The 11,837-nt window shown below is 70.1% G+C and carries 7 protein-coding genes; all 7 read left to right on the forward strand.

What is annotated here, in order from left to right; translation table 11 throughout:
• The first annotated feature begins 311 nt into the window (after positions 1-311).
• Positions 312-1,493 (forward strand): ROK family protein, encoded by a 1,182-nt coding sequence (locus ACIRD7_RS03745; RefSeq protein ID WP_403449257.1) that lies wholly within the window; start codon positions 312-314, stop codon positions 1,491-1,493.
• A 112-nt stretch (positions 1,494-1,605) separates the two neighbouring features.
• A complete protein-coding gene (locus ACIRD7_RS03750; RefSeq protein ID WP_403449260.1) occupies positions 1,606-3,126 on the forward strand; it encodes a sugar ABC transporter ATP-binding protein in 1,521 nt (506 codons plus the stop codon).
• Positions 3,123-4,142 (forward strand): ABC transporter permease, encoded by a 1,020-nt coding sequence (locus ACIRD7_RS03755; protein WP_403449262.1) that lies wholly within the window; start codon positions 3,123-3,125, stop codon positions 4,140-4,142. Before ACIRD7_RS03750 ends, ACIRD7_RS03755 begins: the two co-directional genes overlap by 4 nt.
• A gap of 48 nt (positions 4,143-4,190) precedes the next feature.
• Positions 4,191-5,228 carry a substrate-binding domain-containing protein gene (locus ACIRD7_RS03760; RefSeq protein WP_403449263.1) on the forward strand — a complete coding sequence of 346 codons (1,038 nt, stop codon included), beginning with the start codon at positions 4,191-4,193 and terminating at the stop codon, positions 5,226-5,228.
• A 169-nt stretch (positions 5,229-5,397) separates the two neighbouring features.
• Entirely contained in the window at positions 5,398-6,654 is a 1,257-nt protein-coding gene (locus tag ACIRD7_RS03765; protein WP_403449266.1) for a Gfo/Idh/MocA family protein, read from the forward strand.
• Between the two features lie 37 nt (positions 6,655-6,691).
• Positions 6,692-7,690 (forward strand): sugar phosphate isomerase/epimerase family protein, encoded by a 999-nt coding sequence (locus ACIRD7_RS03770; protein ID WP_403449269.1) that lies wholly within the window; start codon positions 6,692-6,694, stop codon positions 7,688-7,690.
• A gap of 416 nt (positions 7,691-8,106) precedes the next feature.
• The gene (locus ACIRD7_RS03775) at positions 8,107-11,826 is read left to right on the forward strand and encodes a ThuA domain-containing protein (protein ID WP_403449271.1); all 3,720 of its coding nucleotides are present in this window, start codon (positions 8,107-8,109) and stop codon (positions 11,824-11,826) included.
• The last annotated feature ends 11 nt before the right edge of the window (positions 11,827-11,837 follow it).

Raw genomic sequence — 11,837 nt, forward strand, 5'->3', positions numbered from 1 at the left:
CGCGGAGGGGTGAGCGGCGTCCAGGCGCCTGTTTCGCGACGCCGGTAGTGAGTATCCGGACTCGGGTCGCGGGGTCGACGGACCGGTGATCCCAGTGAACCGCCCACAGGGCGGTTGTCGCACGACAGGACACCCCGGGGACTCGTCCGCGCTTCTTTGTCCTGTGAGTGGAGAAAGTTGACTGCAATCTCTGCTCAAGTTCTTCCCAGTCCCGGCGGCCACTGCTACGTTCCCCTCGAAAGCAGGCCGCGAAGGTGGCCGAAACCCGGCGCGCTCAGGCCGATTGAGGCGGGGAGGGGCTCGTGAGGCGCATGACGGCACGACCCGCGAACGCGCATCAGGCCAGGCTGCTGAAGCTGCTGCGCGACGGAGGTCCCAACTCCCGGGCCCAGCTGGGCGATCAGATCGACCTCTCGCGGTCCAAGCTGGCCGTGGAGGTGGACCGGCTGCTGGAGACGGGCCTGGTCGTGGCCGACGGACTCGCCGCCTCGCGCGGTGGCCGCCGCTCCCACAACGTACGGCTCAACCCGGGACTGCGCTTCCTCGGCGTCGACATCGGCGCGACCTCGGTCGACGTCGCCGTCACCAACGCCGAGCTGGAGATCCTCGGCCACCTCAACCAGCCCCTGGACGTCCGCGAGGGACCGGTCGCGGTCTTCGAGCAAGTCCTTTCCATGGCCGCGAAGTTGAGGGCCTCGGGACTCGCGGAGGGGTTCGACGGCGCCGGCATCGGCGTCCCCGGACCGGTCCGCTTCCCCGAGGGCGTCCCGGTCGCTCCGCCGATCATGCCGGGCTGGGACGGCTTCCCCGTGCGGGAGGCGCTCAGCCAGGAACTCGGCTGCCCGGTCATGGTCGACAACGACGTGAACCTCATGGCGATGGGGGAGCAGCACGCGGGCGTCGCACGCTCCGTGGGCGACTTCCTCTGCGTCAAGATCGGCACCGGCATCGGCTGCGGCATCGTCGCGGGCGGTGACGTCCACCGCGGTGTCACCGGCAGCGCGGGCGACATCGGGCACATCCAGGCCGTGCCCGACGGCCGCCCCTGCGCCTGCGGCAACCGGGGCTGCCTGGAAGCGCACTTCAGCGGGGCGGCCCTCGCCCGGGACGCCGTCGAGGCGGCCCAGCAGGGGCGGTCGGACGAACTCGCCGCGCGGCTGGAGGCGAACGGCACGCTGACCGCCGTCGACGTCGCCGCCGCGGCCGCCGCCGGTGACGCCACCGCCCTCGACCTGATCCGTGAGGGCGGCAACCGGGTCGGGCAGGTCATCGCCGGACTCGTCAGCTTCTTCAACCCGGGCCTGGTGGTGATCGGCGGCGGGGTGACCGGCCTCGGCCACAACCTGCTCGCCGCGATCCGCACCCAGGTCTACCGCCAGTCGCTGCCGCTCGCGACCGGCAACCTCCCCATCGTGCTGGGGGAGTTGGGCCCCACCGCCGGAGTGATCGGCGCGGCCCGGCTCATCAGCGACCACCTGTTCTCACCCGCGTAAGCCACCACTCGAGTACGGCTCACCAGCACCGCACCCCGCACAGCGCTCGGCTTCGCCCTGCCCTGCCTCGTCCTGCCCTGAAACCGGCCCGCATGCCCGCCAAGGGGACCTCATGGCACCAGAACCACCGCTGCTCAGCATGAACGGCATCACCAAGTCGTTCCCCGGAGTCCGCGCCCTCGACGGCGTCGACCTCGACGTCCAGGCCGGTGAAGTGCACTGCCTGCTCGGCCAGAACGGCGCCGGCAAGTCCACGCTCATCAAGGTCCTCGCCGGCGCCCACCAGCCCGACACCGGCACCATCCGCTGGCGCGGCGAGGAGGTCACCCTCCGCTCGCCGATCGCCGCGATGCGCCTCGGCATCGCCACCATCTACCAGGAACTCGACCTGGTGGAGCACCTGTCGGTCGCCGAGAACGTCCACCTCGGCCATGAACCCACGGCCGCCGGATTCGTCGTACGCGGAAAGGCGGCGCGAGCGTCAACTGCCCAGCTCCTCAAGCGACTTGGGCATCCCGAGATCGACCCGGGCCGACTCGTGGGGGAGTTGTCGGCGGCGCAGCAGCAGATCGTCTCCATGGCGCGCGCGCTCTCCCACGACGTACGGCTGATCGTGATGGACGAGCCGTCCGCCGCCCTCGACCCGGACGAGGTCGACAACCTCTTCCGCATCGTCGGCGACCTCACCGCCGAGGGTGTCGCCGTCGTCTACATCTCGCACCGGCTGGAGGAGATCCGCCGGATCGGCGACCGGGTGACCGTGCTGAAGGACGGACGGGCCGTGGCCGGCGGACTCCCCGCGAAGTCGACGCCGACGCGGGACGTCGTGGCGATGATGACGGGACGCAACGTCGAGTACGTCTTCCCCGAGCGGCCCGCCGAGGACGCGACCGGCGGCGAGCCGCTGCTGGAGGTCCGCGGGCTCGCCCGGGACGGTGAGTTCGAGCCGCTGGACCTGAGCGTGCGGCCCGGGGAGATCGTCGGGCTCGCCGGACTCGTGGGCTCGGGACGCTCCGAGATCCTGGAGACGATCTACGGCGCCCGCAAGCCCAGCGCCGGCCAGGTCCTCGTGGACGGGCGGGCGTTGAAGCCCGGCAGCGTCCGGGCCGCCGTACGCGCGGGACTCGGGCTCGCTCCCGAGGAGCGCAAGGCGCAGGCGCTGCTGATGCTGGAGTCCGTCACCCGCAATGTGTCGGTGTCCTCCATGTCCCGTTTCTCGCGCGGCGGTTGGATCGACCGCGCCGCCGAACTCGGCGCGGCGCGCGCCGCCACCCGGGAGCTGTCGCTGCGGCCCGACAACCCGTCGGTGCCGGTGCGCACCCTCTCCGGCGGCAACCAGCAGAAGGCCGTCCTGGCCCGCTGGCTGCTGCGCGGCTGCCGCGTCCTGCTGCTCGACGAACCCACGCGCGGCGTCGACGTCGGCGCCCGCGCCGAGCTGTACGCGGTCGTGCGGCGGCTGGCCGACGAAGGCCTCGCCGTGCTGCTGGTCTCCAGCGAGGTGCCCGAGGTACTGGGCCTCGCCGACCGCGTCCTGGTGCTGCGCGAGGGCCGTGTCGTGCACACGGCTCCCGCACGCGAACTCGACGAACACCGCGTACTCGACCTCGTCATGGAAGGAAGCCCGGCGTCATGACGCAGCACGCCTCTCCGCCGCGGGACAGCACCGGCAAGGTGCCGTCGGCCGACGGACCGCCCGCCTGGCGGGGCCTGATGGCCCGCGCCGACGTGCGCACCCTCTCCCTGTTCGGCGTCCTCGCCGCGCTCATCGTCATCGGCGGCATCACCAAGCCGGACGAGTTCCTCGACACCCGCAACCTCCAGCTGGTCCTCACCCAGGCGTCCGTGATCGGCGTCGTCACCGTCGGCATGACCTTCGTCATCATCTCCGGCGGCATCGACCTGTCCGTCGGCGCGATCGTCGCGCTGGCCTCGGTGTGGGCGACGACGGTGGCCACCCAGGAGTACGGCTTCGCCGGCATCCTCTTCACCGCGGTGATCGTCGGTGTGGGATGCGGGCTGGTCAACGGGGTGCTGATCGCGTACGGCGCGATGGTGCCGTTCATCGCGACGCTCGCCATGCTGGCGTCCGCGCGCGGCCTGGCCCTCCAGATCACCGACGGCAAGACACAGATCGTCACCATTCCCTCGGTGCTCGACCTCGGCGAGCGTGACGCCTACGTCCTCGGCATCCCGCCGTTGGTCATGGTGTTCGCGGTCGTGACGATCATCGGCTGGCTGGTGCTGAACCGCACGACCTTCGGGCGGCGCACGGTCGCCGTCGGCGGCAACGCGGAGGCGGCCCGGCTCGCCGGCATCGACGTCCGCCGCCAGCGGCTCTACCTCTACCTGCTGTCCGGACTGTGCTGCGGCATCGCGGCCTTCCTGCTGATCGTCCTGGCCGGCTCCGGCCAGAACACCAACGGCAACCTCTACGAACTCGACGCCATCGCGGCCGCGATCATCGGCGGCACCCTGCTGACCGGGGGGCGCGGCACCATCGTCGGCTCCGTGCTCGGCGTCCTGATCTTCACCACGATCACCAACATCTTCGCCCTGAACAACCTGCAGAGCGACGTCCAGCAGATCGCCAAGGGCGCGATCATCGTCGCCGCCGTGCTGGTCCAGCGCCGTACCGCGAGCACGACCTGAGGGTCGTACCGCCACCCCGAGCACGACCTGAGGAAAGGGTTCACCGCCATGCCAGAGCTCACCAGTCGCAGAGGGCTGCTGTTCGGGACCGCCGCCATAGGCGCCGGCGCCCTCCTCGTGGGTTGCACGAGCAACGAGTCCGGCGACGAGCCGGCCGCGAACGACCAGCCGGCCGCCGACGACAAGCCCGGCAAGGAGGTCACGATCGGCTTCGCCGGTCCGCAGGCCGACCACGGCTGGCTCAACGCGATCAACGACAACGCCAAGAGCCGGGCGAAGAAGTACTCCGACGTCACCCTGGAGATCACCGAGGGCTCCAACGACACCGCCGCGCAGATCGGTCAGATCGAGACGCTGATCAACAAGAAGGTCGACGTGCTGGTGGTGCTGCCGGCCGACGGCAAGGCGCTCACCCAGGTCGGGCTCAAGGCGATGCGGGCGGGCATCCCGGTCATCAACCTCGACCGGATCTTCAACACCCCGCAGGCGTACCGCTGCTGGATCGGCGGCGACAACTACGGCATGGGCCTCAACGCCGGGCACTACATCGGCGAGAAGCTCAAGGACAAGGCCGACGCCAAGGTCATCGAGCTCGCCGGCCTGGACAACCTGGAGCTGACCAAGCAGCGCACCCAGGGCTTCGACGACGCGCTGAAGAACTACCCCAACATCAAGAAGGTGGCCCGCCAGGCCGCCGAGTTCACGGTCGAGTCCGGCCAGGCCAAGATGGCGCAACTGCTCCAGGCCCAGTCGAAGTTCGACGCCCTGTGGAACCACGACGACGACCAGGGCGTGGGTGCCCTGCGGGCCATCGAGCAGGCGGGGCGTGACGACTTCCTGATGGTCGGCGGCGCGGGCGCGCTCTCCGCCTTCCAGGCGATCAAGCAGGACAACGGTGTCCTCAAGGCCACGGTGCTGTACCCGCCGACCATGGCCGCGTCCGCCATCGACCTGGCCCGTGCGCTCGGTCAGGGCAAGGGTGTCGGCGGCATGGCCGAGTTCGAGATTCCCGCCTCCATCACGCTGTACTCGGCGGTTGTCGACAAGGAGAACGTCGACCAGTACATGTCCACCGGCTTCAAGTGAGGCGCACCCTGCCCGGCGGGGAGCAGGGGTCCGTCGGGCAGGCCGGGAGCGTCCGGCGGAACGGGCCGGCCCGCGCGGCGAAGCCGGGGTGCGGGCCGAGCGGCCGGTGCGATTCTGCGGGACGCCCCGCAACCCCCCACCGCGGCACGACGACGAGGAGGACCATCGCATGGGACAGCCGCAGCAGCCCGAAGAGGCCGAGGCGGAGGCACGGGCCACGGCCGGCGAGGCGGGAGTGCCGGTCACGGGGACCCGCAAGCCACCACTGCGCGTCGGCATGGTCGGCTACGCCTTCATGGGCGCCGCCCACTCGCAGGGCTGGCGCACCGCGGGCCGTGTCTTCGACCTCCCTCGCACCCCGGTGCTGACCGCGATCTGCGGGCGGGACGCGACGGCCGTGCGCGCGGCCGCGGAGCGCCACGGCTGGGAGTCGGCGGAGACCGACTGGCGTGCGATGATCGCGCGCGACGACATCGACCTCGTCGACATCTGCACCCCGGGCGACAGCCATGCCGAGATCGCGCTCGCCGCGCTCGCCGCGGGCAAGCACGTTCTGTGCGAGAAGCCCCTGGCGAACACCGTCGAGGAGGCCGAGGCCATGACCGCGGCGGCCGAGGAGGCGTACGGGCGCGGTCAGTTGGCGATGGTCGGTTTCAACTACCGCCGCGTGCCCGCCACCGCGCTGGCCCGCAGCATGGTCGCCGAGGGCCGCCTGGGCACCCTGCGCCATGTGCGGGTGACGTACCTCCAGGACTGGCTGGTGGACCCCGGGTTCCCGCTGACCTGGCGGCTGCGCAAGGAGCTGGCCGGTTCGGGCGCGCTCGGCGACCTGGGCGCGCACATCATCGACCTGGCGCAGTACCTGGCGGGGGAGCACCTGGGCGGGGTGTCCGCGCTGACGGAGACCTTCGTCAAGGAACGGCCGCTGCCCGGCGGACCCACGAGCGGTCTGTCCGCCGTCTCCGCGAACGGCTCGGGCCAGGTCACCGTCGACGACGCCGCCGTGTTCACCGGCCGCTTCCCGTCCGGCGCCCTCGCCTCCTTCGAGGCCACCCGCTACGCCACCGGCCGCAAGAACGCCCTGCGCATCGAGCTCAACGGCGAGCTCGGCTCGCTCGCGTTCGACCTGGAGCGGCTCAACGAGCTCTCCTACCACGACGGCAGGGAACCGGGCGCGCACGCCGGCTTCCGCCGCATCCTCGTCACCGAACCCGACCACCCCTACCTGGACGCCTGGTGGCCGCCGGGCCACGGCCTCGGCTACGAGCACACCTTCGTCCACCAGGCCCGCGACCTGGTGCACGCCGTCGCCGAGGGCCGCCGGCCGCAACCGTCCTTCGCCGACGGGCTCCAGGTGCAGCGCGTGCTCGCGGCGGTCGAGGAGAGCGCCGAGAAGAACTCCGTCTTCACCCCGATCGCCGTCTGAAATCACCCCGATAGCGGCCTGAGGAGGCTGACGCGCAATGCCGCGTACGTTCACGCTGTTCACCGGCCAGTGGGCCGACCTGCCGCTGGAGGAGGTCTGCCGGCTCGCCCGCGACTTCGGCTACGACGGGCTCGAACTCGCCTGCTGGGGCGACCACTTCGAGGTCGACAAGGCCCTCGCCGACCCCTCGTACATCGACTCCCGCAAGGCCCTGCTCGACAAGTACGGCCTCAAGTGCTGGGCGATCTCCAACCACCTCGTCGGCCAGGCGGTCTGTGACGCCATCATCGACGAACGCCACCAGGCCATCCTGCCCGGCGAGGTGTGGGGCGACGGGGATCCGGAGGGGGTGCGCAGGCGGGCCGCGGACCGGATGAAGGACACCGCGCGAGCGGCCGCCGCCTACGGCGTCGACACGGTGATCGGCTTCACCGGCTCCGCCATCTGGCATCTGGTGGCCATGTTCCCGCCCGCGCCCGAGTCGATGATCGAGCGCGGCTACGAGGACTTCGCCGAGCGCTGGAACCCGATCCTGGACGTCTTCGACGCGGAGGGCGTGCGGTTCGCGCACGAGGTGCACCCGAGCGAGATCGCGTACGACTACTGGACCACTCAGCGCGCGCTGGAGGCTGTCGGCCACCGGCCGGCCTTCGGCCTCAACTTCGATCCCTCGCACTTCGTGTGGCAGGACCTGGACCCGGTCGGGTTCCTGTGGGACTTCCGCGACCGGATCTACCACGTCGACTGCAAGGAGGCCCGCAAGCGCCTGGACGGCCGCAACGGCCGCCTCGGCTCGCATCTGCCGTGGGGCGACCCGCGCCGCGGCTGGGACTTCGTGTCGGCCGGGCACGGGGACGTGCCCTGGGAGGACGTCTTCCGGATGCTGCGCTCCATCGACTACCAGGGGCCCATCTCCGTGGAGTGGGAGGACGCCGGCATGGACCGGCTCCAGGGCGCCCCCGAGGCGCTGACACGGCTGAAAGCCTTCGACTTCGAGCCGCCCAGCGCGTCCTTCGACGCCGCGTTCAACAGCTGAACCAGGCGCCCGGCGCAGGTCGGGGACGGGGACCGGAAGCACCGCCGGTCCCCTCTCCGACCTGCGCGGATCCCGCTTTGTCCTGCGATGGGAAAAAGTTCAACGGATCCTGACGCAAGGGGTGTTCGGCCCGGACGTACGCGGTTACCGTCCCTGAAGTGTTCAGGACACACACAGCGGCGTTCAGGACACACGGAAGTGTTCACGGCACACGTTGGTGTCCAGGACACAGGCAAGCGTTCAGGACACAGGCAAGCGTTCAGAACACAGGCAAGCGTTCAGAACACAGGCAAGCGTTCAGAACACAGGCAAGCGTTTATGGCACAGCCACCTCCGGGGTGACGGCGCACCCCGGCGCCCGCACCGCACGTCTTCGCACCCACCCTGTACGGCCCACCCGTTCCCGGAGGGACTTCGTGCACAGAACGAGACTCAGAAGCACCCGCACCGCGAGGCGTCCAAGGCTTCGCACCCCCCTCGCCCTGTTCACCGGCCTGCTCCTGGCCGTGGGCGCCCCGGCCACCGTCGCCGGCGCCCACCCCGGCCACCCCGAGCACGACGAACCGGCCGCCGCCGAAGGGCAGTTCCAGCAGGTTCCGCTCGCCAAGGGCGAACCCGAGACGGGCGAGCCGATGTCGCTCGCCGTGCTCCCGGACCGCAGCGTCCTGCACACCTCGCGCGACGGCACCCTGCGCCTCACCGACCAGGGCGGCGTCACCAAGATCGCCGGCCGGCTCGACGTGTACAGCCACGACGAGGAAGGCCTCCAGGGCGTCGGCATCGACCCGGACTTCAAGAACAACCGGGCGATCTACCTGTACTACGCCCCGCCGCTGGACACGCCCGAGGGCGACGCCCCGGAGACCGGTACCGCCGCGGAGTTCGCGAAGTTCGACGGCGTCAACCGCCTCTCCCGCTTCACCCTGAACGCCAACGGCACGCTGAACCTGGCCAGCGAGAAGAAGGTCATCGACGTCGCCGCCTCCCGCGGCACCTGCTGCCACGTCGGCGGAGACATCGACTTCGACGCGGCCGGCAACCTCTACCTGTCGACCGGCGACGACACCAACCCCTTCGCCTCCGACGGCTACACGCCGATCGACGTCCGCGAGGGACGCAACCCCGCCTTCGACGCCCGCCGCAGCGCCGGCAACACCAACGACCTGCGCGGCAAGATCCTCCGTATCAAGGTCGCCGAGGACGGCTCGTACACGGTCCCGGAGGGCAACCTCTTCGCCCCGGGCACCGAGAAGACCCGCCCCGAGATCTACGCGATGGGCTTCCGCAACCCGTTCCGGATGAGCGTCGACGACAAGACCGGCATCGTCTACGTCGGTGACTACGGCCCCGACGCGGGTGCCGCTTCGCCGACGCGCGGCCCGGCGGGCCAGGTCGAGTTCGCCAAGGTCACGAAGGCCGCCAACTTCGGCTGGCCCTTCTGCACCGGCAACAACGACGCCTACGTCGACTACGACTTCGCCACCGGTACCTCCGGCGCGAAGTTCGACTGCGCCGCCCCCAAGAACACCTCGCCGTACAACACCGGCCTCACCGACCTGCCGCCCGCGCAGGCCGCCTGGATCCCGTACGACGGCGGTTCCGTACCCGAGTTCGGCACCGGCTCCGAGTCCCCGATGGGCGGCCCGGTCTACCGCTACGACCCCGACCTCGAGTCCAGCGTGAAGTTCCCCGAGGCCTACGACGGCGACTTCTTCGCCGGTGAGTTCGGCCGCCGCTGGATCAAGCGGATCGAGCAGAACGACGACGGCTCCGTCGCGAAGATCAACGACTTCCCGTGGACCGGCACCCAGATCATGGACATGGAGTTCGGCCCCGACGGCGCGCTCTACGTCCTCGACTACGGCATCTCCTGGTTCCAGGGCGACGAGCACTCCGCGCTGTACCGGATCGAGAACGCCGAGGACGGCTTCTCCCCGATCGCCGAGGTGAGCGCCGACAAGACGTCCGGCGCGGCCGGCCTGAAGGTCAAGTTCACCGCCTCCGCCAAGGACGCCGACTCACCGAACCTCACCTACAGCTGGGACTTCGGTGACGGCACGAAGGGCGAGGGTCTCACCCCCACCCACCAGTACAAGAAGGTCGGCACCTACACCGCGACCTTCACCGCCAAGGACCCCGAGGGCAACACCGGCAACGCCAGCGCCCGGATCGTGGTCGGCAACACCGAGCCCAAGGTGCGGATCGACATCCCGGGCAACGGCGCCCTGGCCGAGTTCGGCAAGCCCGTCCCGTTCAAGGTGACCGTCACCGACCCCGAGGAGACGATCGACTGCTCCAAGGTCAAGGTCACCTACAGCCTCGGCCACGACTCCCACGCCCACGAGCTGACCAGCGAGATGGGCTGCGAGGGTACCCTGACACCGCCCGCCGGTGACGGCGGCCACGACCCCAACGCCAACATCTACGGTGTCGTCGGCGCGAGTTACACCGACGGCGGGGCGAACGGCCAGGAGGCCCTGACCGGCACCGCTCGCGCCGTGCTCCAGCCGCTGCACCGCCAGGGCGAGCACTTCACCACCCAGTCGGGCGTGTCGGTCATCGACAAGACCGGCGCCAACGGCGGCAAGACCGTCGGCAACATCGACGACGGCGACTGGATCGCCTTCACCCCCTACCGGTTCGACGGCCAGAAGAAGATGACCGTGCGGGCCTCCTCCGGCGGCGCGGGCGGCTTCATCGAACTGCGCACCGGCTCGCCCGACGGACCGCTGCACGGCTCGGCGTACATCCCGCCGACCGGCGGCTGGGAGACCTTCCAGAACGTCGACGTGCCCCTGCGGGCGCTGCCCAGGGGGACCACGCAGATCTACCTGGTCTTCAAGGGCGGCGAGGGCGCGCTGTACGACGTGGACGACTTCGAGTTCTCCAAGGAGCCGTTCAAGGGCGGCAAGAAGGTCCTGGTCTTCTCCAAGACCGCCGGCTTCCGGCACGACTCCATCCCGGCCGGCATCGCGGCGCTGAAGGAACTCGGCGGCCCGGCCGGCATCACGGTCGACGCGACCGAGGAGGCCCGGCAGTTCACCACCACCAACCTCGCGAAGTACGACGCCGTGGCCTTCCTGTCCACCACGGGTGATGTGTTGAACGCCGAGCAGCAGAAGGCGTTCGAGAACTACGTGGCCGGCGGCGGCGGTTACATGGGTATCCACGCCGCGGCCGACACCGAGTACGACTGGGCCTTCTACGGCGGTCTCGTCGGCGCCTACTTCGACTCGCACCCGGCCATCCAGAAGGCCACGGTCCGCGTCGAGGACCACGACCACCCGTCCACCGCGCACCTCGGCGAAGCCTGGGAACGCACCGACGAGTGGTACAACTACCGCACCAACCCGCGCGGGCAGGCCAAGGTCCTCGCCACCCTGGACGAGACCACCTACCAGGGCGGGAACATGAAGGGCGACCACCCGATCGCCTGGTGCCAGGCCTACGGCGGCGGCCGGTCCTTCTACACCGGCGGCGGCCACACCAAGGAGTCCTACGCGGACGCGGCCTTCCGCTCCCACCTGCTCGGCGGCCTCCAGTACGCCACCGGCCAGATCAAGGCGGACTGCAAGCCGGGCAAGGGCTACCGGAAGATCTTCAACGGGCAGACGCTGGACGGCTGGAAGCAGGCCGGCCCCGGCAAGTTCAACGTCAAGGACGGCACCCTGGAGACCGAGGGCGGCATGGGCCTGCTCTGGTACCAGGCCAAGGAGCTGAAGTCGTACTCGCTCAAGCTCGACTGGAAGATGCAGGGCGACGACAACTCCGGGATCTTCGTGGGCTTCCCGGCCTCCGACGACCCCTGGTCCGCCGTGAACAAGGGCTACGAGATCCAGATCGACGCGACCGACGCGCCCGACCGCACCACGGGCTCCGTCTACTCGTTCAAGTCGGCGAACATCCAGGCCCGTGACCAGGTTCTGCGGCCGCCCGGCCAGTGGAACTCCTACGAGATCAAGGTCCAGGGCGAACGCCTCCAGGTGTTCCTCAACGGAGTCAGGATCAACGACTTCACCAACAAGGACCCCGAGCGGAGCCTGACCGACGGCTACATCGGCCTGCAGAACCACGGCGCCGACGACCAGGTCGCCTTCCGCAACATCCAGTTGAAGGAACTGCCCGTCACCGGGTAACCGAACGGCGG

The organism is Streptomyces sp. NPDC093568 (genome assembly GCF_044764945.1).
Taxonomy (GTDB): Bacteria; Actinomycetota; Actinomycetes; order Streptomycetales; family Streptomycetaceae; genus Streptomyces.

Coding starts and splice junctions, on each gene's coding strand:
- ACIRD7_RS03745 (WP_403449257.1), top strand. CDS start 312: ATGACGGCACGACCCGCGAACGCGCATCAGGCCAGGCTGCTGAAGCTG.
- ACIRD7_RS03750 (WP_403449260.1), top strand. CDS start 1,606: ATGGCACCAGAACCACCGCTGCTCAGCATGAACGGCATCACCAAGTCG.
- ACIRD7_RS03755 (WP_403449262.1), top strand. CDS start 3,123: ATGACGCAGCACGCCTCTCCGCCGCGGGACAGCACCGGCAAGGTGCCG.
- ACIRD7_RS03760 (WP_403449263.1), top strand. CDS start 4,191: ATGCCAGAGCTCACCAGTCGCAGAGGGCTGCTGTTCGGGACCGCCGCC.
- ACIRD7_RS03765 (WP_403449266.1), top strand. CDS start 5,398: ATGGGACAGCCGCAGCAGCCCGAAGAGGCCGAGGCGGAGGCACGGGCC.
- ACIRD7_RS03770 (WP_403449269.1), top strand. CDS start 6,692: ATGCCGCGTACGTTCACGCTGTTCACCGGCCAGTGGGCCGACCTGCCG.